The following is a 20,609-nucleotide window of genomic DNA, read 5'->3' as shown; positions in this document are numbered from 1 at the left end:
ATGACGCAACCCGACGTTAAGCGCCCGCTGCAGCTGAACGACAACGGCCAGCTGCGCCACTTCCTCTCGCTGGACGGCCTGTCCCGCGAGCTGCTCACCGAAATCCTCGACACCGCCGACTCCTTCCTCGAGGTAGGCGCGCGGGCAGTGAAGAAGGTCCCGCTGCTGCGCGGACGGACGGTGTGCAATGTGTTCTTCGAGAACTCCACACGCACCCGCACCACCTTCGAGCTGGCCGCCCAGCGGCTGTCGGCAGACGTCATCACGCTCAACGTATCGACCTCGTCAACCAGCAAGGGCGAGACGCTGACTGACACCCTGCGCAATCTCGAGGCAATGGCCGCCGATATGTTCGTGGTACGCCATGCCGATTCCGGCGCGGCGCATTTTATTGCCGAGCACGTCTGCCCCAACGTGGCGGTGATCAACGGCGGTGATGGCCGCCATGCGCACCCGACCCAGGGCATGCTCGACATGCTGACCATTCGCCGGCACAAGGGCGGCTTCGAAAACCTCTCAGTGGCGATCGTCGGCGACATCCTGCACTCGCGGGTAGCGCGCTCGAACATGCTGGCGCTGAAGACCCTGGGCTGCCCGGACATCCGCGTGATCGGTCCGAAGACCTTGCTGCCCAGCGGGCTCGAGCAGTACGGCGTGCGCGTGTTCCATGACATGGACGAAGGCATCCGCGATGTCGACGTGGTGATCATGCTGCGCCTGCAGCGCGAACGCATGCAGGGTGGCCTGCTGCCCAGCGAGGGCGAGTTCTACAAGCTCTATGGTCTGACCGCGCAGCGCCTGCGCCTCACCAAGCCGGACGCCATCGTCATGCATCCGGGGCCGATCAACCGCGGGGTGGAAATCGAATCGGCGGTGGCCGACGGTCCGCAATCGGTGATTCTCAACCAGGTCACCTACGGCATCGCCATTCGCATGGCGGTGCTGTCGATGGCCATGAGCGGGCAGGCGACACAGCGTCAGCTCGAGTCCGAATCCGTCTCCGAGGAGCAGAACTGATGCTTACCCACATCCTCGGCGCGCGCGTGATCGACCCAGTCAGCGGGCGGGACGAAGTCGCCGACATCTATATCGAAGCCGGCAAAATTATCGCAATCGGCGCCCAACCCGCCGGCTTCGTCGCGCAGCAGAGCATCGACGCCAACGGCCTGATCGCGGCTCCAGGGCTGGTCGATCTGTCCGTGGCCCTGCGCGAACCCGGCTACAGCCGCAAGGGCAGCATTGCCAGCGAAACCCTCGCCGCGGCGGCGGGTGGCACCACCACGCTGTGCTGCCCACCGCTGACCAAGCCGGTGCTGGATACCGCGGCGGTCACCGAGCTGATCCTCGATCGCGCCCGCGAATCCGGCCACACCAAGGTCTATCCGATCGGCGCGCTGACCCGCAATCTCGCCGGCGAGCAGTTGTCCGAGCTGGTCGCTCTGCGCGAAGCCGGCTGCGTCGCGTTCGGCAACGGCCTCGCCGATTTCGCCAGCAACCGCAACCTGCGGCGCGCGCTGGAATACGCCGCGACCTTCGACCTGACCATCGTTCTGCACTCGCAGGACCGCGACCTGGCCGAGGGCGGTCTCGCCCACGAGGGCCCGGCGGCCAGCTTTCTCGGCCTGTCGGGGATTCCCGAGAGCGCCGAGACCGTGGCCCTGGCGCGCAACCTGCTGCTGGTGGAGCAGGCCGGCGTCCGCGCGCATTTCAGCCAGCTGACCAGTGCGCGCGGCGCGCAGATGATCGCTGACGCCCAGGCACGCGGCCTGCGGGTGACCGCTGACGTGGCGTTGTATCAGCTGATTCTCACCGACGAGGCGCTGCACGGTTTCTCCAGCCTGTATCACGTGCAGCCGCCGCTGCGCAGCCGTGCCGATCGCGACGGTCTGCGCGAGGCGCTGAAGGCGGGTGTCATATCGGCGATTGCCAGCCATCACCAGCCGCATGAAGTCGATGCCAAGCTGGCACCGTTCGGCGAGACCGAGCCGGGCATCAGCAGCGCAGAAATTCTCCTGCCGCTGGCCATGACCCTGGTGGAAGACGGTCTGCTCGATCTGCCGACGCTGCTGGCGCGCCTGTCCAGCGGCCCGGCGGCCGCCCTGCGCCTGCCGGCGGGCCGTCTCGCCGTCGGCCAGGCAGCGGATCTGGTGCTGTTCGACCCCCGCAGCTCGACGCTGGTCGGCGAAACCTGGCTTTCCAAGGGGCGCAATTGCCCGTTCATGGGCCACTGCCTGCCGAGCGCTGTGCGCTACACCATCGTCGACGGACACATCAGCTTCCAAGGCTGAAAGCACAGCGCGACCGGTGCGGAAACCCGCACCGGTCGCGCGCTCACCGCAGACCGACGTCAGCAGCCACCGCTGCGTTCACCTCAGCGTTGCTGCGCGTTGCGCAGGGAAATCTGGTCGTTCAGCGTCCAGAAGTCATAGAGCACGCCGAGGAAGAACAGCCCGCCGGTGCACAGGTAGATGATCCCGCTGATCCATTTGCCCTGATACATGCGATGTACGCCGAACACGCCGAGGAAAGTCAGCAGGATCCAGGCGACGTTGTAGTCGATGGAACCGGACTGGAAGCGCAGGTCGGCTTCGCGGTCCATCGACGGGATCAGGAACAGGTCGATGATCCAGCCGATGAAGAACAGGCCGAGCGTGAAGAACCAGATGGTCCCGGTGACTGGCCGACCGTAGTAGAAACGGTGCGACCCTAGAAAACCGAATATCCATAGAAGATATCCGATCACCTTGCTGTGTGTGTCCTGCTGCACGTTTGCCCCCTTGGCTGCGATGGATCAGCGTCTCGACTGTATCGCCGCACGCGCATCCGGCACAACCGGACCTGCTGCTCCGTTCGCGGCGCGGCGCGGGACGGCAGCGCTAGCGGAAGCTACGCCCCGGATCATCGTCGCTGACTTCCAGGCTCAGGCCCTGCGACATACTGGTCAGGTGCTCGCCGTCGGTTTCCGAACCCAGCTTGATCAGCAGACGCAGATCGTTGGCCGAATCGGCGTGCGCCAGCGCATCTTCGTAGGTGATCTCTCCCTGCACGTAGAGGTTGTACAGCGCCTGGTCGAAGGTCTGCATGCCGAGTTCGGTGGAGCGCTTCATCAGATTCTTCAGCTCGTGCACCTCGCCCTTGCGAATCAGGTCGGCCGCCAGCGGGGTATTGATCAGCACCTCGATGACCGCGCGGCGACCCTTGCCATCCGGCGTCGGCACCAGCTGCTGGGCGACGATGGCCTTGAGGTTTAGCGACAGATCCATCCACACCTGCTGCTGCCGGTCGGCGGGGAAGAAGTTGATGATGCGATCCAGCGCCTGGTTGGCGTTGTTGGCGTGCAGGGTGGCCAGGCACAGGTGGCCGGTCTCGGCGAAGGCCACGGCGTAATCCATCGTCTCGCGGGTACGCACTTCGCCGATGAGGATCACGTCCGGCGCCTGGCGCAGGGTGTTCTTCAGCGCCACGTCGAACGATTCGGTATCGATGCCGACCTCGCGTTGGGTGACGATACAGCTCTGGTGCTGGTGAATGAACTCGATCGGATCCTCGATGGAAATGATGTGGCCGCTCGAGTTCTTGTTACGGTAACCGATCATCGCCGCCAGCGAGGTGGACTTGCCGGTACCCGTGGCGCCGACGAACAGCACCAGGCCGCGCTTGGTCATCGCCAGCTTCTTCAGCACATCGGGCAGCTTGAGGTCTTCGATGGTCGGGATGTTGGTTTCGATGCGCCGCAGCACCATGCCGGCCAGGTTGCGCTGATAGAAGGCACTGACGCGGAAACGGCCGATACCACGGGCGCTGATGGCGAAGTTGCACTCGTGATTTTCGGTGAACTCGCGCCGCTGTTGTTCGTTCATCACGCCGTGCACCGTTTCGCGGGTCATCTCCGGCGACATCGGCGTTTTACTCACCGGCATGATCTTGCCGTTGATCTTCATCGACGGCGGTACGCCGGCCGTGATGAACAGATCGGAGCCGCCCTTTTCCACCATCAGGCGCAACAGTTTCTCGAATTCCATCGGGGTTCTCGCAGGCGCGGCGCCATCGCATTCAGGCATGCGCGGCGCAGTGATTGTCAGAAGTTTTCCGGCTGCTTGGCCTTTTCCTTGGCGCTATCGCGGCTGATCAGCCCCTTGGCGAGCAAGCCCTTGAGGCACGCATCGAGGGTCTGCATGCCCAGCGCGCCACCGGTCTGGATCGACGAGTACATCTGCGCGACCTTGTCCTCGCGGATCAGGTTACGGATCGCCGGGGTGCCGATCATGATTTCGTGCGCCGCCACTCGTCCGCCACCAACCTTTTTCAGCAGGGTCTGGGAGATCACCGCCTGCAGCGATTCGGAAAGCATCGAGCGCACCATCGATTTTTCCTCGGCGGGGAACACGTCGACCACGCGGTCGATGGTCTTGGCGGCCGAGGTGGTGTGCAGCGTGCCGAACACCAGGTGACCGGTTTCCGCGGCAGTCAGCGCCAGACGGATGGTTTCCAGGTCGCGCATCTCGCCGACGAGAATGATGTCCGGGTCTTCACGTAGCGCCGATCGCAGCGCTTCGGCGAAGCCCAGCGTGTCACGGTGCACTTCGCGCTGGTTGACCAGGCACTTCTTCGATTCGTGAACGAATTCGATCGGATCCTCGATAGTGAGGATGTGGTGGTACTTGGTGTTGTTCAGGTAATCGAGCATCGCCGCCAGCGTGGTCGACTTGCCCGAACCGGTCGGGCCGGTGACCAGCACCAGGCCGCGCGGTACGTCGGTGATCTTGCGAAAGACCTCGCCCATGCCCAGGTCTTCCATCGTCAGCACCTTGGAGGGAATGGTCCGGAACACCGCACCGGCGCCGCGGTTCTGGTTGAACGCGTTGACCCGAAAACGCGCAACGCCGGGCACCTCGAAGGAGAAGTCGGTCTCGAGGAATTCTTCATAATCCTTGCGCTGCTTGTCGTTCATGATGTCGTAGATCAGCGCGTGCACCTGCTTGTGGTCCATCGCCGGCAGATTGATCCGCCGCACGTCGCCGTCGACGCGGATCATCGGCGGCAGGCCGGAGGAAAGGTGCAGGTCGGACGCGCCCTGCTTGGCGCTGAAGGCCAGCAGTTCTGTGATATCCATGGGACTCCCCAATTACAGGCAAGCGGGTAGAATGCCGCGCAGACCCTCAGGCGGCGGGCGCAGGTAATGTCCACGATAGCGAACAATATTGCAAAGGTCGTAGCGCGCATCCGTGAGGCGGCGCAAGCTGCGGGGCGCGAGCCTTCTACGGTCGGTCTACTGGCCGTCAGCAAGACCCAGCCGGCCAGCGCCGTGCGCGAAGCGTTCGCCGCCGGCCTGGCCGATTTTGGCGAGAACTACCTGCAGGAAGCGCTGGAAAAGCAGGCGCTGCTCGCCGACGTTCCGCTGGCCTGGCACTTCATCGGCCCCATCCAGTCGAACAAGACCAAGCCGATCGCCGAGCATTTCGCCTGGGTGCATTCGGTGGATCGACTGAAGATCGCCCAGCGCCTGTCCGACCAGCGTCCCGCGCATCTACCGCCGCTGAACGTGTGCCTGCAGGTCAATGTCAGCGACGAGCAGAGCAAATCCGGCTGCAGCGAAAGCGAGGCGCGGGAACTGGTCGCCGCGATCTCCGCGCTGCCGCGCCTGCGCCTGCGCGGACTGATGTGCATTCCCGCACCGAGCGACGATGCCGCCGTGCAGCGCGCCGCCTTCGCCCGCCTGCGCCATCTGCGCGACGAACTGGATCCCCGCATGGACACGCTGTCGATGGGCATGAGCCAGGATCTCGAAGCGGCCATCGCCGAAGGCGCCACCTGGGTGCGCATCGGTACTGCCCTGTTCGGCGCCCGTGACTACGGTCGCCCTCAATAAAGGAACTGCTATGACTTCTCCCCGCATCGCTTTCATCGGCGCCGGCAACATGGCGACCAGCCTGATCGGCGGTCTGCGCGCCCAGGGTGTCGCCGCCGACGCCATCCGCGCCAGCGATCCTGGTGCCGAGCAGCGCGCGCGAATCAGCGCAGAGCACGGCATCCAGACCTTCGCCGACAACCGCGACGCGCTGACGAATGCCGATGTGGTGGTGCTGGCGGTCAAACCGCAGGTGATGCAGGCCGTCTGCCGCGACCTGTCAGCGCAGCTTGCACCGACCACGCTGATCGTTTCCATCGCTGCCGGCATCACCTGCGACAGCCTGCAGCGCTGGCTCGGCCCGCAGCCACGGGCCATCGTGCGCTGCATGCCGAACACCCCGGCGCTGCTGCGCCAGGGCGTCAGCGGCCTGTTCGCCAACGCACAGGTCAGCGCTATGCAGAAGCACCAGGCCGAACAGCTGCTTTCGGCGGTCGGCGTGGCCCTGTGGCTGGACGAAGAACAGCTGATCGACGCGGTCACTGCCGTGTCCGGCAGCGGCCCGGCCTACTTCTTCCTGCTCATCGAGGCGATGACCGCGGCCGGCGAACAACTCGGGCTGCCACGCGCAACCGCCGCGCAACTGACGCTGCAGACGGCCCTGGGGGCGGCGCGCATGGCCTGCGAAAGCGACGTCGACGCCGCCGAGCTGCGGAGCCGCGTCACCTCGCCGAACGGAACCACCGAAGCGGCGATCAAAGCCTTCCAGGCTGGCGGCTTCGAGCAACTGGTGCAGCAGGCGCTGAACGCCGCCGCGCACCGCTCGGCCGAGCTGGCCGAACAACTGGGCCAATAAGGAGCATTCATGTCCCAACTTTCGCAAGCCCTGATCCTGATCATCCAGACGCTCGGCAGCCTCTACCTGCTGATCGTCCTGCTGCGCTTCATCCTGCAGCTGGTGCGCGCTGACTTCTACAACCCGCTCAGCCAGTTCATCGTCAAGGCCACCCACCCGCTGCTGCGGCCGATGCGCCGGGTGATTCCGAGCATTGGCACGCTGGACCTGTCGTCGCTGCTGCTCGCGCTGATCGTGCAAATCGTGCTGATGGCGCTGATCCTGCTGGTCGCCTACGGCACCACCGGCAACCCGATTCTGCTGCTGATATGGGCACTGATCGGCATCACCGGGCTGTTTCTCAACATCTTCTTCTGGGCACTGATCATCAGCGTGATCCTCTCCTGGGTCGCGCCGGGCAGCCACAACCCGGGCGCGCAGCTGGTCAGCCAGCTGTGCGAGCCAGTACTGGCTCCGTTCCGTCGCCTGCTGCCGAATCTCGGCGGGCTCGACATCTCGCCGATCTTCGCCTTCCTGGCGATCAAGCTGCTGGACATGCTGGTGGTCAACAACCTGGCGACCATGACGCACATGCCCAACATTCTGCGCATGCTGATCTGAGCCTGACGACCGTCCGGGGGCTTCACAGGCCCACCGGGCGGCCAACCGGCGGTCGCGGATTGACCGTCTGTCAGCGAATCGGATAAATCGCCGTACCACTTCCCCAGGGACCCGGGATGAGCATGGAACGACTCGATCGACAGGTGGACGCCTACGTCACCTGGAAACGCGACCTGATCCGCGAGATCACCCGCTATCGCAGCTGGCTGCTGCACAACCGCCTCGGCAGCGAGGCGGTCGATGCCCGTCTCGAGCGTGCGCTGCGCATCCTGCGCACCGATCAGATCACCCTGGCGTTCGTCGGCGAGTATTCACGCGGCAAGACCGAGCTGATCAACAGCTTGCTGTTTTCCAGCTACGGCCAACGCATCCTGCCGTCACGCGCGGGGCGCACCACCATGTGCCCGACCGAGCTGTTCTTCGACCCGCGGGCCGAGCGCTGCTACATCCGCCTGCTGCCCATCGAATCACGCCTGGAAGACACCAGCATCGCGCAGTTCAAGCGCACGCCGCGGCACTGGCTGAACATCCCGCTGTACCCGCACGATCCGCAAAGCATGGTCGAGGCCTTCACCCAGGTCGCCCGGACCAAGGCCGTATCGGTCGAGCAGGCGATCGAACTGGGCTTCCAGGCCGAGACGCTGGAGCGCGCCGACGGCACCGAGCAGGTGCTGGTGCCGGCCTGGCGCCATGCGCTGGTCAGCTTCGATCATCCGCTGCTGCGCCAGGGCCTGCGCATTCTCGACACCCCGGGCCTGAACGCGCTGGGCAGCGAACCGGAGCTGACGCTGTCGATGCTGCCCAACGCCCAAGCCGTCCTGTTCATGCTGTCCGCCGATGCCGGCGTCACTGCCAGCGACATGGACATCTGGCGACGGCACGTCTGCCAGCTCGACAGCGATACCCGCGGCAACCTGTTCGCCGTGCTGAACAAGATCGACGTGCTGTGGGACGACCCTGCCGGCGACGAGTTCGTCCGCGAAGCGATTGACCAGATGCGCGCCAGCACCGCCCAGCAACTGGGCATCGACAGTGACCAGGTGCTGCCGTTGTCGGCCAAGCAGGCCCTGCTGGGTAAGGTGCGCGGCGATCAGGCGCTGCTCGAGCGCAGCCAGCTCGAAGCGCTGGAGCAGCTGCTTGCCGCGCGCATCCTGGCGCAGAAGGAGCGACTGCTCGAAGAGCAGGTAGTGCGCCAGGTGCTCGCCCTGTTGCACAACAGCCAGCAGGTGCTGCAGCTACGCCGCGAGAAGGTCAACGAGCAGCGCGCGCTGCTGGAGAACCACCAGGAAGGCAACGGGCAGATGTTGCTGGAGCTGACCGCGCGCACCCGTCACGACCACAACCGCCATCACAAACGCCTGCTCGAACTGCGTACCAATCAGCACCTGCTGCAGCGTCAGGGCGAGCTGCTCGGCGCGGCCATTCGCGCCGAGCGCCTGGAGGAGCACCTGGCCCGTCTGCGTCGCGGCCTCACCGGCAGCCTGACGACGCTGGGTATCAACCTGGCCATCCTGCATTTCTTCCGCTGCGTCGAGCAGGACCTGCACGCGCTGGAACTCGAAGCCGCACGCGCCAACAAGGTGGTCGTTGCCATCTACCAGCGGCACAACGAGGAAAACCCGCTGCAGGGCCTCGATGCGCCGCTGTTCGAGCTCCAGCCGTTCCAGCACGAACTGCGCAGCCTGCAGGGCAAGGCCGACCAGTTCCGCCTGCAGCTCAAGACCCTGCTCACCGAACAGAGCGCGCTCACCCGGCGCTTCTTCGCCACGCTGGTGCAGGAGGTGATCGGCCTGCACCAGCGCCTGCGGCAGGAGGCCAAGAGCTGGGCTGGCGACGCGCTGACGCCCTTGCTGCAGCATGCGCTGGAGAACAAGCAACAGCTGGAGATCCACATGCTGCGCCTCAAGACACTGGCGCAGACCAGCCAGCAGGACAGCCAGCGCGGCCAGCTGCTGACCCGCTACAGCGGCGAGCTGGACCAGCAGCTGGCGCAGGCGGCAGAAATGCTGCGCGTGCTGCGCCTGCCCGCGCCGCGGCGGCGCCAGGCCAAGGTGGTCAACCTGACGGATGCGGCTCGGTGCTGATCGGCCGCAGCGATTGCAGATGAATTGCGGCGCGCTTCCCTTTAGACTTTGCCGCCTTCTTTTCGCAAGAGCCAGGGTCGATGCCCACTGCCATTCCAGCCGATTCCGTTGGCCTGGTGAGTCCGAAGGTCGCGCATTTCGCCGAACCGCTGGCACTCGCCTGTGGCCGCACGCTGGCTGACTACCAGCTGATCTACGAAACCTACGGCCAACTGAACGCCGCGCGCAGCAATGCCGTGCTGATCTGCCATGCGCTGTCCGGCCATCACCATGCCGCCGGCTACCACAGCCCGGACGATCGCAAGCCGGGCTGGTGGGATAGCTGCATCGGGCCAGGCAAGGCGATCGACACGGAGCGCTTCTTCGTCGTCAGCCTGAACAACCTCGGCGGCTGCAACGGCTCGACCGGCCCGGGCAGCCTCAATCCAGCGACCGGCAAGGTCTATGGCGCCGACTTCCCGGTGGTCACCGTGGAGGACTGGGTGCACAGCCAGGCACGTCTGGCCGACCAGCTCGGCATCGCACAATGGGCCGCCGTGGTGGGTGGCAGCCTGGGCGGCATGCAGGCGCTGCAATGGACCATCAGCTACCCCGAGCGCGTGCGTCACTGCCTGGCGATCGCCTCGGCGCCCAAGCTGTCGGCACAGAACATCGCCTTCAACGAAGTCGCGCGCCAGGCGATTCTCTCCGACCCGGAATTTCACGGCGGGCACTTCCAGGATCTGGGCGTGATTCCCAAGCGCGGCCTGATGCTGGCGCGCATGGTCGGCCACATCACCTACCTGTCCAACGATGCGATGGGCACCAAGTTCGGTCGCGGCCTGCGCAGCGAGAAGCTCAACTACGACTTCAACAGCGTGGAATTCCAGGTCGAGAGTTACCTGCGTTACCAGGGCGAGGAATTCTCCAGCCGCTTCGACGCCAACACCTACCTGTTGATGACCAAGGCGCTGGACTACTTCGACCCGGCCGCCGCGCACGATGACGACCTGGCCAAGACCTTCGCCGATGCCAAGGCCGATTTCTGCGTGATGTCCTTCACCACCGACTGGCGCTTCTCGCCGGAGCGCTCGCGGGAAATAGTCGACGCGCTGCTCGCCGCACGCAAGAACGTCTGCTACCTGGAGATCGACGCGCCGCAAGGCCACGATGCTTTCCTGATCCCCAATCCCCGCTACCTGCAGGCCTTTCGCGGTTACATGAACCGCATCGCCGTATAAGGAACCTCCATGCGCGCCGACCTGGACATCATCCAAGACTGGATTCCGACCGGCAGCCGGGTGCTCGACCTCGGCTGCGGCAACGGCGAGCTGCTGGCCTGGCTGCGCGACCACAAGCAGGTCAGCGGCTACGGCCTGGAGATCGACCCCGACAACATCGCCGCCTGCATCGAAAAGGGCGTCAACGTCATCGAGCAGGACCTGGACAAGGGCCTCGGCAACTTCGCCAGCGACAGCTTCGACATGGTGGTGATGACCCAGGCGCTGCAGGCCGTGCACTATCCCGACCTGCTGATGAAGGAAATGCTGCGCGTCGGTCGCCAGTGCATCATCACCTTCCCCAACTTCGGCCACTGGCGCTGTCGCTGGTACCTGGCGAGCAAGGGGCGCATGCCGGTTTCCGAGTTCCTCCCCTACACTTGGTACAACACGCCGAACATTCACTTCTGCACCTTCGAGGACTTCGAACGGCTCTGCCATGAACGTGGCGCGCGGGTGCTGGAGCGACTGGCGGTGGATCGCGATCACCGGCACGGCTGGGGCAGTCGCCTGTGGCCCAACCTGCTAGGCGAGATCGGCATCTACCGCGTTACCGGACCGGCCCGATGACCGGCTGCACTGCTGGAGGAGAGACCATGAAACGTGCCCTGATCTGCCTGCTGGTCGCGCTGTTCGCGCTGCCGGCGTTCGCCGAGCGCAAGCACAGCGTCGGCGAGTACGACATTCACTACATCGCCTTCAATTCCGGCTTCCTGCAGCCGGACGTCGCCGCCGCGGCCGGTCTGGTGCGCAGCAAGACGCAGGGCGTGGTCAACGTCTCCGTGCTCAAGCAGGGCAAGGCGGTGCCGGCGCAGGTCAGCGGCACGGTGAAGAACCTGCTTGGGCAGGACCGGCCATTGACCTTCAAGCAGCTCAAGGAAGGCGATGCGGCGCTGTACTACCTGGCGCAGTTCCCCATCGACTCCCAGGAAACCCTGCGCTTCAGCCTGACGGTCAAGCCGCAGGACGGCGAGGCGGTGACCTTCGACTTCAACCAGGAAATCTTCCCCGACGAATGATGCCTTTCAACGAACTGGTACTCGCCAGCCACAACGCCGGCAAGCTCAAGGAACTCCAGGCCATGCTCGGCGATAGCGTGCGCGTACGCTCGGTCGCCGAGTTCAGCACCATCGAGCCGGAAGAGACCGGCCTGTCGTTCATCGAGAACGCCATTCTCAAGGCGCGTAACGCCGCGCGGCTCTCCGGACTGCCGGCGCTGGCCGACGACTCCGGTCTGGCGGTCGATGCGCTTGGCGGCGCGCCGGGCATCTATTCGGCGCGCTATGCCGACGGCCAGGGCGACGCGGCGAACAACGCCAAGCTGCTGCACGTTCTGCAGGGCGTGCCGGACGCCGAGCGCGACGCCCAGTTCGTCTGCGCACTGGCGCTGGTGCGGCACGCCGATGACCCGCTGCCGATTATCTGCGAAGGCCTGTGGCACGGCCGCATCCTGCACGCCCCGCGCGGTGAGCACGGTTTCGGCTACGACCCACTGTTCTGGGTGCCCGAATGCGACTGCTCCAGCGCCGAGCTGCGGGCAACCGAGAAGAACCAGCTCAGCCACCGCGCGCGGGCCATGTCACTGCTCAAGCAGCGCCTGGGCATCGCGTGATCATTGCCTCGGACACGGCAGCCAGCGCGGTATCCGGACAACACCAAACGGCGCCGCTCGACCCGCTGCTGCCATTGGCGGCGTACGTGCACATCCCCTGGTGCGTGCGCAAATGCCCGTACTGCGACTTCAACTCCCACGCCGCCGGCGCCGAGTTGCCAGAAGCCGCCTATGCCGACGCGCTGCTGGCCGACCTGGACGAGGATCTCGAACAGGTACAGCAGCGCCGGCTGACCTCGATCTTCTTCGGCGGCGGCACGCCGAGCCTGTTCAGCGCGTCGGCGCTGGGGCACATCCTCGACGGGCTGGAGCGGCAGGTGGGCTTCGCCGATGACATCGAGATCACCCTGGAAGCCAACCCGGGCACCTTCGAGCAGGCCAAGTTCCACGACTATCGCCAGCTCGGCATCAATCGCCTGTCGATCGGCGTGCAGAGTTTCCAGGCCGACAAGCTCAAGGCACTGGGGCGCATCCACGATGGCGACGAGGCCGTCCGCGCCGCCGACATGGCGCGCGCCGCCGGCTTCGACAACTTCAATCTGGACCTGATGCACGGCCTGCCGCAGCAGAGTCTGGACGACGCGCTGGCAGACCTGCGCACCGCCATCGCCCAGCAGCCGACGCACCTGTCCTGGTACCAGCTGACCGTCGAGCCGAACACCGAGTTCTGGAGCCGACCGCCGTTGCTGCCGGACGACGACATCCTCTGGGACATTCAGGAAGCCGGACAGGCACTGCTCGCCGAACACGGCTACCGCCAGTACGAGACCTCTGCCTATGCCCAGCCCGGTCGGCAGGCGCGACACAACCTGAACTACTGGACCTTCGGCGACTTTCTCGGCATCGGCGCCGGCGCCCACGCCAAGCTCACCCAGGCCGACGGGCGCATCCTGCGCAGCTGGAAGACCCGCACGCCAAAGGACTACCTCGACCCGGGCAAACCCTTTCGTGCCGGCGAAAAGCAGCTGCAGACGGACGAGCTGCCCTTCGAATTCCTGATGAATGTGCTGCGCCTCACCGACGGCGTGCCGGCACTGCTGTTCACTCAGCGCACCGGCCTGTCGCTCGACCTGCTCGCCGCCGGGCGTCGCGAGGCCGAGGCGCGCGGCCTGCTGGTCGCCGATCCGCAGCGGCTGGTGGCGACGCCCAAGGGCCAGCTGTTTCTCAACGACCTGCTCCAACTCTTCCTGCCCTAAGGAACCCGCATGGATTTGCTACTCGACCTGATCGCCAGCCTGTCGCGCTGGAGCCGCAGTCACCTGTCGGATATCTCGCTGGCGATCATGGCCACACTGTTCGTGCTGTTCGGCCCGGCGCTCAATGCCTGGGTACAGAAGAACATCGGCGGACTCAACTTCGTGCTGCGCACCCTGCTGTTCGTGATCTTCTGCGCCATCGTCTACGGCTTGGGGATCATCTACCTGAGCCCCTGGCTGGCGAAGGGGCTGGCGCAGTTCAACAACTACACGCTGGCACCGGTGCTGCTGGTGGTGCTGTTCATCGTCGGAGTGATCGCCGATCGCAACTGAGCACGCATCGCCACACATGAAAACGCCGCCCGAGGGCGGCGTTCTTGTGTGGCGTTCGGCTCAGTTCGCGCCGCGGCGTAGCGCCTGTGGCGAGAAGTCGTGGGGGCTCAGGCGCACGCCGAAGTCGTACATCGGTTCGCCGTTGTCCAGCCCATCGACGAAGTAGTTGCCGTCCTTGAGGTGATACAGCGTCTCCAGGGTGCTGTTGAACATCGGCACCTCGTAGTAACTGATCGGATGGCTTTCCTGCAGGCCGATCAGCTGGCCGCCGTCATCGAACAGATCCACGGCGAGAATCTGCCAGCTGTCCTCGTCGAGGTAGAAGCGCCGCTTGGCGTAGGGGTGGGTGAAGCCAGTGCGCAGGGTCGCCTCGACCACCCACACGCGATGCAGCTCGTAACGCAGCAGCTCGGGGTTGAGCGTGCGCGGCAGGACGATGTCGTCGTAGGGAATGCCCTGCTGGTGCACGGCATAGCTGTTGTAGGGCAGCAGCATCTCGCGCTTGCCCAGCAGCTGCCAGTCGTAACGGTCCGGTGCGCCGTTGAACGAATCGACCACGTCGGCGGTGGCCAGGCCGCTGGTGTCCGGCTGTACCGAATCGTAGGCCAGCGACGGCAGCCGCCGAACACGGCGATCCCCCGGGCTGTAGCGCCAGGCCTTGCGGGTGGTCAGCACCTGATCGAGCGGGTCCTGTACCACCAGCGAGGTGCCGGCCAGCTTGGCCGGTGCGGTCACCCGGTATTTGTAGTACAGCAGGGTGTTGTTCAGATCACCCTGCTCCATACCCTCGCGGTTGTAGACGTAGTACACGTGACGATCGCGCTTGATGTAGTTGGCGCGGCCGCCGATCACCACCGCCTGGTGGTTGATCATGTGGGTCTGCTCGCCCTTGTAATGCAGTACGTGGTTCCAGATCGCCTCCATGCCGTTCTGCGGCAGCGGGAAGGGAATGCCGGCCGCCGCGCCCTGGATGCCGTTGCCGTTGGCAATCAGCTCGGCGGATTGGGCGTTGGCCCGGGTAGCCTCGTAGATACGCTGCGGCGCTGCGGCGCTGCGACGGGTCGGGAAGACGCGCAGATGGAACTCGGGATAGCGCTCGAGCAGCGCCGCCAGCCCCTCGGGCAGCCGCTCGGCATGCTCGGCGAGGTTGTTCTTGTCGACGCGATAGAGCGGCGCATCATCGGCGAACGGATCTGGATGGTGCATGCCCGGCTGGTAGCTCGCTGGCGGGGCGATGCCGCCGGTCCACGCCGGGATCGTGCCGTCCGCATTGCCGGCCCGCTCGGCGCCGAGCGGAGTGAGGTCCTGTCCCAGGCGGGCCGCCTGGCTCGCATCCACCGCGGCGAGCGCCGGCCAACTGGCACAGGCCGTCAGCAGCACTGCAATCTTCACGTTCATCGTCTACTTCCCCCTTGTGGCGGACGACGACGGCCGTGCATGTGCAGGCTCGCGGCCATCCGCTGGCATTGTTGTTCGGTTCGGGCAGGCGAGCCGTCCTGGCGTTGTGCATCCTGCGGCCGCTTGGCTGCGGCTCTTGTGCGGCGGTGCGTGCCGACTCAGTCGACGCGCTGGAACTTCAGGTCCCAGACGCCGTGACCGAGGCGCTCGCCGCGGCGCTCGAACTTGGTCACCGGACGCTCCGCGGGCCGCGGCACGTAAGCGCCGTCGGTTGCGAGATTGCGGTAGCCCGGCGCTGCGCTCAGCACCTCGAGCATGTGCTCGGCATACGGCTGCCAGTCGGTCGCCATGTGCAGCACGCCACCGACCTTGAGCTTCTGCCGGATCAGCTCGGCAAAAGCCGGTTGCACGATACGGCGTTTATGGTGACGGCTTTTGTGCCAAGGATCGGGGAAAAACAGCAGAACCCGATCGAGGCTGGCGTCGGCGACGCATTCACGCAGGACCTCGAGCGCGTCGCAACTGTAGACGCGAACATTCTGCAGGTTTTGTGACAGAAGTCCGCTGAGCAGCGCCCCCACCCCCGGCTTGTGCACTTCAACGCCGATGAAGTCCTGCTCGGGCGCGGCGGCGGCCATTTCCAGCGTCGAATGGCCCATGCCGAAGCCGATCTCGAAGGTACGCGGCGCCTGGCGGCCGAACACCTGGTCGAAGTCGCGCAGGCCGTCGCTCAGCTCCAGGCCGAACTTCGGCCAGCCCAGTTCGATGCCGCGCTGCTGGCCGAGGGTGGTGCGGCCGGCGCGCATCACGAAGCTCTTGATGGTGCGCCGATGTTCGAGCGGCTGCTCGGGCGTGGAGGTCGGTTCAGTCATGGGATACCTGCGAAAACAAAAAAGCCGGCCCCGACTCGACATCGGGACCGGCCACGAGAGGAATCAGCGGATCAGTCCTTCCAGAGGCGACGAAGCGCTGGCGTAAAGCTTCTTCGGCATGCGTCCGGCGAGATAGGCCAGACGCCCGGCCTCGATGGCGTATTTCATCGCCTCGGCCATCAGCACCGGGTGCTGCGCATGGGCGATGGCGCTGTTCATCAGCACCGCCTCGCAACCCAACTCCATGGCGATGGTGGCGTCGGACGCGGTACCCACGCCGGCATCCACCAGCACCGGTACGGTAGCCTCCTCGAGGATGATGCGCAGGTTGTACGGGTTGCAGATGCCCAGGCCGGTGCCGATCAGGCCGGCCAGCGGCATCACCGCGATGCAGCCCATCTCCGCCAGCTGGCGGGCGATGATCGGGTCGTCGCTGGTGTAGACCATCACGTCGAAGCCGTCCTTGACCAGGACTTCGGCGGCCTTGAGGGTTTCGATCACGTTGGGGAACAGGGTTTTCTGGTCGGCCAGCACTTCCAGCTTGACCAGTTTGTGGCCGTCGAGCAGCTCACGCGCCAGGCGACAGGTGCGCACCGCATCCTCGGCGGTGTAGCAGCCGGCTGTATTCGGCAGGATGGTGTAGCGCTCGGGGCTGATCACGTCGAGCAGGTTCGGCTCGCCGGGGTTCTGGCCGATGTTGGTACGGCGCACGGCGACGGTGACGATCTCCGCGCCGGAGGCCTCGATGGCGTCGCGCGTCTCGTCGAGGTCCTTGTATTTGCCGGTGCCTACCAGCAGCCGTGATTGATAGGTGCGGCCAGCCAGGATGAAGGGCTTGTCGTTCGGAACTGCGCGCATGGGTAATCCTCGTTCGGAGGTTGAACAGCACAACGACCGCCGTCACGGCAGCGGACGCTTCGAAACTGGGTGGCCGGGAGCCCTAGCCGCCGCCGATGGCGTGCACCACCTCGACGTGATCGCCCTCCTTGAGCGCCGTCGTGGCATGCGCGCTGCGTGGCACGATGTCGCGATTGAGTTCGACCGCCAGGCGCCGCCCGCTCAGTTCCAGGCGCACGAGCAGATCGGCGACCGTCTGGCCGGCGGGCAGCTGGTAGGGTTCGCCATTCAACTGAATCAGCATGTGGGTTGGCCGCCGTTGCGAAAGGGGGTCGGCATTCTAGCCCGAACCACCCGGCACACCAAAGCGCCGGCGGCGGCCGTTCATCCCGCTCGACGAGGCAGGCGCCAGCCGGCCAGCCCCAGGCACAGCCAGCCGGCGAGGAAGGCGGTACCGCCCAGCGGCGTGACGATACCGAGCTTGCCGATGCCGGTCAGAGTCAGCAGGTAGAGGCTGCCGCTGAACAGCACGACACCGATGGCGAACAACGCCCCGGCCGCACGCAGCAGCCGGCCCGGCGCGTGCAGGCTCAGCAACGCGACACCGAACAATGCCAGGGCATGGATCAGCTGGTACAGCACGGCAGTCTGGAAGATGGCCAGGTACTCGGCGCTCAGGCTGGCTTTCAGGCCATGCGCGGCGAAGGCGCCGAGCGCAACGCCGGTGAGGCCGAAGCCGGCGGCGAGCGGCAGGTATGCACGAATCATCGGGTCGTCCGGGTGGTGGCTGCGTAACGGCCGCTATAATGCCGGCTCTTTTTGCCTGCGACCACGCCACATGCTCCGCTTCCTGCTGCGCCGCTTGATCAAGTTGCTGCTCTGGACCGCCGCCCTGTCGGCCGCGCTGGTCCTGCTGCTGCGCTGGGTGCCGCCGCCGTTCACCGCGCTGATGGTCGAGCGCAAGATCGAATCCTGGATCGACGGCAAGCCCATCGACCTGCAGCGAGAATGGCGACCGTGGCAGGAGCTGCCGGACGATCTGAAGATGGCGGTGATCGCCGCCGAGGACCAGAAGTTCGCCGAGCACTGGGGGTTCGATGTCGCCGCGATCCGCGCGGCCTTCAGCCACAACGCCAGCGGCGGTTCGCTGCGCGGCGCCTCCACGCTGAGCCAGCAGGTGGCCAAGAACCTGTTCCTGTGGTCCGGTCGCAGCTGGCTGCGCAAGGGCGTCGAAGCCTGGTTTACAGCACTGATCGAACTGCTGTGGCCGAAGCAGCGCATCCTTGAGGTCTACCTCAACAGCGTCGAATGGGGCACGGGCATCTTCGGAGCGCAAGCGGCCGCACGGCAGCACTTCGGTGTGGGTGCGCCGTACCTGTCGACCCGCCAGGCCTGCCTGCTCGCCGCGGTGCTGCCCAACCCGCGCGAGTGGAGCGCCGGCCGCCCCAGCGCCTACGTGAGCAATCGAGCGAACTGGATCCGCCGGCAGATGCGTCAGTTGGGCGGCAGCCATTATCTGCAGCGCCTGGAAGTCGAGCGCTGAGCGACCGCCGGCACTGCGATCGGCGTGACACCCGCGGCTCGACCGACGTCTAGCAGTACGGCGATCATCGTCGACCGCACCGCAACCCCTGGCACCACAGCGCACTGTGGCTTTCTTCGAGCAGTACCTCTACGGATCCGAAGCAGGACATGAATACGCCTCTCCTCCGGCTGTGCCTGGGTTACTTCCTGCTGGCCATGACTTGGGTGCTGATCAGCGATCCGCTGCTGCTGGCCCTCACCGATGGCCGCCAGGCCGGCTGGCATAGCCTCAAGGGCGGGCTGTTCGTACTGGTCACCAGCACGCTGCTGTATCTGCTCGGGCGCCAGCATATCCGTCGGGCCGCCGCGCAACAGCAGACCCAGCGCCAGCAGGAAACCAGCCTGCGACAGGCCGCCGCGGTGTTCGACAGCACCCAGGAAGGCGTGTTGGTGACCGATCCCGAACAGCGCATCGTGCACGTCAATCCGGCGTTCAGCCGCATCACCGGCTACGCCATCGACGAAGTGCTCGGCCAGACCCCCAAGTTGTTCGCGTCCGGGCAGCATGACCGGCACTTCTATCGCGACATGTGGCGTTCCCTGCGCAGCACCGGCGCCTGGAGCGGCGAGATCTGGAATCGTCGCAAGAGCGGCGAGGTATACCCGCAGTGGCAGAACCTGCGCGCCATCCACGACGGGCACGGGCAACTCAGCCATTACGTCGCGGTATTTTCCGACCTCACCGCACTCAAACGCTCGCGCGAGGAGCTGGAGCAGCTGGCGCACTACGATCCGCTGGTGCAGCTGCCCAACCGCCTGCTGTTCAGCGAGCGCGCCAAACAGGACATCGAGCGCGCCCGTGCGCACAAGCGTGGCGGGGCGATGCTGCTGATCGACCTCGACCACTTCAAGGACATCAACGAGAGCCTCGGCCCCAGTCTCGGCGACGCGCTGTTGCAAGCCGTCGCGCGCCGGCTTGGGGAGCTGGTACGCGAGGGCATGACTCTCGCCCGCCTGGGCGGCGACGAGTTCGCCCTGCTCTGTGAGAACTGCGGTGCCGACCAGGCCGCGTCACTCGCGCTACGCATCCTCGGTGCGCTGAACCAACCCTTTCGCCTCGGCGAGGTCGAGCTGTTCAGCAGTGCCAGCATCGGCATCGTGCTGTATCCCTCGCCGACCAACGTGCAGAACGTCGAGCAGCTGATGCGCAACGCCGATTCCGCGCTGTTCAAGGCCAAGCACGACGGCCGCGGCAGTTATGCCTTTTACTCCGAGGAGCTGACCCGTCAGGCCCGCCAGCGCGTCGAACTGATCACCGCCTTGCGCCAGGCTCTGGAGCAGCATCAGCTGCAAGTGCACTATCAGGCGATCTACGACCTCACCGACGGCACGATCGTCGGCTTCGAGGCGCTGGTGCGCTGGACGCATCCGCAGCAGGGGCCGATCTCGCCAGCCGTTTTCATCCCCCTCGCCGAGGACAGCGGGCTGATCGGCGCCATCGATCACTGGGTGATGACCCAAGCCTGCGGGCAGATGCGGGACTGGCTGAACGCCGGCCGGGCGCTGCACTTCATGGCGGTCAACGTCTCCAGCCGCATGTTCAGTTACGGCGAACTCGATGCGCAGGTCGCCGGCATCCTCGGCGAAACCGGCCTGGCGGCCCAGTATCTGGAGTTGGAAATCACCGAAAGCGCGATGATGCAGGACCCGGACGCCGCCAGCGAGCAGCTGCGCCGACTGCGCGAACTCGGCGTGCGCCTGGCGATCGACGATTTCGGCACCGGCTATTCGTCGCTGCTGCGCCTCAAGCGCATGAACGTGCACAAGCTCAAGCTCGATCAGGGCTTCGTCCGCGGCCTGCCGCAAAGCCTGGAAGACGCGGCGATCACCCGCTCGGTCATCAGCCTGGCGCACAACCTCGGGCTGCGGGTCGTCGCCGAGGGCATCGAACAGGCTCACCAGGCGGCCTTCCTGCTGGAGCACGGCTGCGACTACGGCCAGGGCTATGGCTTCGCCCGCCCGCGTGCCGCGCAGGAGATCGACTGGCAGATTGCCGACATGGAGTATGGCCAGTCGCAAAGCGCCGCCGGGCGCCATATGTCAGTCTGACATCATTCATGGGTAGGCTTTCTCGCGCCGGTGCACTACCCTGCGCCGAGGGCATGGCTGCGTAAGGCTGAGCCGAAACGC

The 20,609-nt window shown here is 65.6% G+C and carries 22 protein-coding genes; 14 read left to right on the top strand and 8 right to left on the bottom strand.

Features of this window, described 5'->3' with window-relative positions; translation table 11 throughout:
• Positions 1–1,017, top strand: coding sequence for an aspartate carbamoyltransferase catalytic subunit (locus tag HU825_RS06580; RefSeq protein WP_043299509.1), 1,017 nt, complete (start codon positions 1–3; stop codon positions 1,015–1,017).
• Positions 1,017–2,288: a dihydroorotase gene (locus tag HU825_RS06575; protein ID WP_043299508.1), complete on the top strand. Its 1,272-nt coding sequence runs from the start codon at positions 1,017–1,019 to the stop codon at positions 2,286–2,288. Before HU825_RS06580 ends, HU825_RS06575 begins: the two co-directional genes overlap by 1 nt.
• Before the next feature lie 83 nt (positions 2,289–2,371).
• Here the strand turns inward: HU825_RS06575 and HU825_RS06570 are convergent, their stop codons facing one another.
• The 3 genes from HU825_RS06570 to HU825_RS06560 form a co-directional block, all read right to left on the bottom strand.
• Positions 2,372–2,767, bottom strand: a complete 396-nt coding sequence (locus HU825_RS06570) for an NINE protein (protein ID WP_008568505.1) — start codon at positions 2,765–2,767, stop codon at positions 2,372–2,374.
• 109 nt (positions 2,768–2,876) lie between these two features.
• Positions 2,877–4,022 (bottom strand): PilT/PilU family type 4a pilus ATPase, encoded by a 1,146-nt coding sequence (locus HU825_RS06565; protein WP_043299507.1) that lies wholly within the window; start codon positions 4,020–4,022, stop codon positions 2,877–2,879.
• 56 nt (positions 4,023–4,078) lie between these two features.
• Positions 4,079–5,113 carry a type IV pilus twitching motility protein PilT gene (locus HU825_RS06560; RefSeq protein ID WP_043299506.1) on the bottom strand — a complete coding sequence of 345 codons (1,035 nt, stop codon included), beginning with the start codon at positions 5,111–5,113 and terminating at the stop codon, positions 4,079–4,081.
• A 66-nt stretch (positions 5,114–5,179) separates the two neighbouring features.
• Here HU825_RS06560 and HU825_RS06555 point away from each other — a divergent pair, with 66 nt between their 5' ends.
• The 10 genes from HU825_RS06555 to HU825_RS06510 all read left to right on the top strand — a co-directional run bounded on the left by HU825_RS06555 (position 5,180) and on the right by HU825_RS06510 (position 13,788).
• Positions 5,180–5,869, top strand: a complete 690-nt coding sequence (locus tag HU825_RS06555) for a YggS family pyridoxal phosphate-dependent enzyme (protein ID WP_234303166.1) — start codon at positions 5,180–5,182, stop codon at positions 5,867–5,869.
• 10 nt (positions 5,870–5,879) lie between these two features.
• Positions 5,880–6,704 carry a pyrroline-5-carboxylate reductase gene (proC, locus tag HU825_RS06550; protein WP_234303165.1) on the top strand — a complete coding sequence of 275 codons (825 nt, stop codon included), beginning with the start codon at positions 5,880–5,882 and terminating at the stop codon, positions 6,702–6,704.
• A 9-nt stretch (positions 6,705–6,713) separates the two neighbouring features.
• Positions 6,714–7,304: a YggT family protein gene (locus HU825_RS06545; RefSeq protein ID WP_234303164.1), complete on the top strand. Its 591-nt coding sequence runs from the start codon at positions 6,714–6,716 to the stop codon at positions 7,302–7,304.
• 116 nt (positions 7,305–7,420) lie between these two features.
• Complete coding sequence (locus HU825_RS06540; protein WP_102829098.1) at positions 7,421–9,388, top strand: dynamin family protein; 1,968 nt, start codon at positions 7,421–7,423, stop codon at positions 9,386–9,388.
• 80 nt (positions 9,389–9,468) lie between these two features.
• Complete coding sequence (metX, locus tag HU825_RS06535; protein WP_234303163.1) at positions 9,469–10,608, top strand: homoserine O-succinyltransferase MetX; 1,140 nt, start codon at positions 9,469–9,471, stop codon at positions 10,606–10,608.
• A 9-nt stretch (positions 10,609–10,617) separates the two neighbouring features.
• Positions 10,618–11,217, top strand: a complete 600-nt coding sequence (gene metW, locus HU825_RS06530) for a methionine biosynthesis protein MetW (RefSeq protein WP_043299502.1) — start codon at positions 10,618–10,620, stop codon at positions 11,215–11,217.
• A 26-nt stretch (positions 11,218–11,243) separates the two neighbouring features.
• Positions 11,244–11,666, top strand: coding sequence for a DUF4426 domain-containing protein (locus HU825_RS06525; RefSeq protein WP_234303162.1), 423 nt, complete (start codon positions 11,244–11,246; stop codon positions 11,664–11,666).
• A complete protein-coding gene (gene rdgB, locus HU825_RS06520) occupies positions 11,663–12,259 on the top strand; it encodes an RdgB/HAM1 family non-canonical purine NTP pyrophosphatase (protein ID WP_234303161.1) in 597 nt (198 codons plus the stop codon). The genes HU825_RS06525 and rdgB overlap by 4 nt, the downstream gene beginning before the upstream one ends.
• A 65-nt stretch (positions 12,260–12,324) precedes the next feature.
• A complete protein-coding gene (gene hemW / locus HU825_RS06515; protein ID WP_234303381.1) occupies positions 12,325–13,455 on the top strand; it encodes a radical SAM family heme chaperone HemW in 1,131 nt (376 codons plus the stop codon).
• Positions 13,456–13,464: 9 nt separating this feature from the next.
• Positions 13,465–13,788: a DUF3392 domain-containing protein gene (locus HU825_RS06510; RefSeq protein WP_043299499.1), complete on the top strand. Its 324-nt coding sequence runs from the start codon at positions 13,465–13,467 to the stop codon at positions 13,786–13,788.
• A 60-nt stretch (positions 13,789–13,848) separates the two neighbouring features.
• Here the strand turns inward: HU825_RS06510 and HU825_RS06505 are convergent, their stop codons facing one another.
• The 5 genes from HU825_RS06505 to HU825_RS06485 all read right to left on the bottom strand — a co-directional run bounded on the left by HU825_RS06505 (position 13,849) and on the right by HU825_RS06485 (position 17,663).
• Positions 13,849–15,186 carry a DUF1329 domain-containing protein gene (locus tag HU825_RS06505; RefSeq protein ID WP_234303160.1) on the bottom strand — a complete coding sequence of 446 codons (1,338 nt, stop codon included), beginning with the start codon at positions 15,184–15,186 and terminating at the stop codon, positions 13,849–13,851.
• A gap of 158 nt (positions 15,187–15,344) precedes the next feature.
• Positions 15,345–16,058: a tRNA (guanosine(46)-N7)-methyltransferase TrmB gene (trmB, locus tag HU825_RS06500; protein WP_043299497.1), complete on the bottom strand. Its 714-nt coding sequence runs from the start codon at positions 16,056–16,058 to the stop codon at positions 15,345–15,347.
• Between the two features lie 63 nt (positions 16,059–16,121).
• A complete protein-coding gene (locus HU825_RS06495) occupies positions 16,122–16,916 on the bottom strand; it encodes a thiazole synthase (RefSeq protein ID WP_043299496.1) in 795 nt (264 codons plus the stop codon).
• Between the two features lie 82 nt (positions 16,917–16,998).
• Positions 16,999–17,199, bottom strand: coding sequence for a sulfur carrier protein ThiS (gene thiS / locus HU825_RS06490; RefSeq protein WP_043299495.1), 201 nt, complete (start codon positions 17,197–17,199; stop codon positions 16,999–17,001).
• Between the two features lie 80 nt (positions 17,200–17,279).
• Entirely contained in the window at positions 17,280–17,663 is a 384-nt protein-coding gene (locus HU825_RS06485) for a DUF423 domain-containing protein (protein ID WP_102829102.1), read from the bottom strand.
• A 70-nt stretch (positions 17,664–17,733) separates the two neighbouring features.
• Between HU825_RS06485 and mtgA the strand changes: the two genes are divergently transcribed.
• Both mtgA and dibA read left to right on the top strand, forming a co-directional pair.
• Complete coding sequence (mtgA, locus tag HU825_RS06480) at positions 17,734–18,438, top strand: monofunctional biosynthetic peptidoglycan transglycosylase (RefSeq protein ID WP_102829103.1); 705 nt, start codon at positions 17,734–17,736, stop codon at positions 18,436–18,438.
• A gap of 149 nt (positions 18,439–18,587) precedes the next feature.
• Positions 18,588–20,528 (top strand): phosphodiesterase DibA, encoded by a 1,941-nt coding sequence (dibA, locus tag HU825_RS06475; protein ID WP_234303159.1) that lies wholly within the window; start codon positions 18,588–18,590, stop codon positions 20,526–20,528.
• Positions 20,529–20,609: the final 81 nt, after the last annotated feature.

The organism is Pseudomonas phenolilytica, assembly GCF_021432765.1.
Lineage (GTDB): Bacteria > Pseudomonadota > Gammaproteobacteria > Pseudomonadales > Pseudomonadaceae > Stutzerimonas > Stutzerimonas phenolilytica.
Note: the sequence above shows the minus strand (reverse complement) of the source record. Positions and strands in the feature narration are given on the sequence as shown.

Excerpts from the sequence above, each read along its gene's own strand:
- HU825_RS06580 (WP_043299509.1), top strand. The coding sequence starts at position 1 with ATGACGCAACCCGACGTTAAGCGCCCGCTGCAGCTGAACGACAACGGC.
- HU825_RS06575 (WP_043299508.1), top strand. The coding sequence starts at position 1,017 with ATGCTTACCCACATCCTCGGCGCGCGCGTGATCGACCCAGTCAGCGGG.
- HU825_RS06565 (WP_043299507.1), bottom strand. The coding sequence starts at position 4,022 with ATGGAATTCGAGAAACTGTTGCGCCTGATGGTGGAAAAGGGCGGCTCC.
- HU825_RS06560 (WP_043299506.1), bottom strand. The coding sequence starts at position 5,113 with ATGGATATCACAGAACTGCTGGCCTTCAGCGCCAAGCAGGGCGCGTCC.
- HU825_RS06555 (WP_234303166.1), top strand. The coding sequence starts at position 5,180 with ATGTCCACGATAGCGAACAATATTGCAAAGGTCGTAGCGCGCATCCGT.
- proC (WP_234303165.1), top strand. The coding sequence starts at position 5,880 with ATGACTTCTCCCCGCATCGCTTTCATCGGCGCCGGCAACATGGCGACC.
- HU825_RS06545 (WP_234303164.1), top strand. The coding sequence starts at position 6,714 with ATGTCCCAACTTTCGCAAGCCCTGATCCTGATCATCCAGACGCTCGGC.
- HU825_RS06540 (WP_102829098.1), top strand. The coding sequence starts at position 7,421 with ATGAGCATGGAACGACTCGATCGACAGGTGGACGCCTACGTCACCTGG.
- metX (WP_234303163.1), top strand. The coding sequence starts at position 9,469 with ATGCCCACTGCCATTCCAGCCGATTCCGTTGGCCTGGTGAGTCCGAAG.
- metW (WP_043299502.1), top strand. The coding sequence starts at position 10,618 with ATGCGCGCCGACCTGGACATCATCCAAGACTGGATTCCGACCGGCAGC.
- HU825_RS06525 (WP_234303162.1), top strand. The coding sequence starts at position 11,244 with ATGAAACGTGCCCTGATCTGCCTGCTGGTCGCGCTGTTCGCGCTGCCG.
- rdgB (WP_234303161.1), top strand. The coding sequence starts at position 11,663 with ATGATGCCTTTCAACGAACTGGTACTCGCCAGCCACAACGCCGGCAAG.
- HU825_RS06510 (WP_043299499.1), top strand. The coding sequence starts at position 13,465 with ATGGATTTGCTACTCGACCTGATCGCCAGCCTGTCGCGCTGGAGCCGC.
- HU825_RS06505 (WP_234303160.1), bottom strand. The coding sequence starts at position 15,186 with ATGAACGTGAAGATTGCAGTGCTGCTGACGGCCTGTGCCAGTTGGCCG.
- trmB (WP_043299497.1), bottom strand. The coding sequence starts at position 16,058 with ATGACTGAACCGACCTCCACGCCCGAGCAGCCGCTCGAACATCGGCGC.
- HU825_RS06495 (WP_043299496.1), bottom strand. The coding sequence starts at position 16,916 with ATGCGCGCAGTTCCGAACGACAAGCCCTTCATCCTGGCTGGCCGCACC.
- thiS (WP_043299495.1), bottom strand. The coding sequence starts at position 17,199 with ATGCTGATTCAGTTGAATGGCGAACCCTACCAGCTGCCCGCCGGCCAG.
- HU825_RS06485 (WP_102829102.1), bottom strand. The coding sequence starts at position 17,663 with ATGATTCGTGCATACCTGCCGCTCGCCGCCGGCTTCGGCCTCACCGGC.
- mtgA (WP_102829103.1), top strand. The coding sequence starts at position 17,734 with ATGCTCCGCTTCCTGCTGCGCCGCTTGATCAAGTTGCTGCTCTGGACC.
- dibA (WP_234303159.1), top strand. The coding sequence starts at position 18,588 with ATGAATACGCCTCTCCTCCGGCTGTGCCTGGGTTACTTCCTGCTGGCC.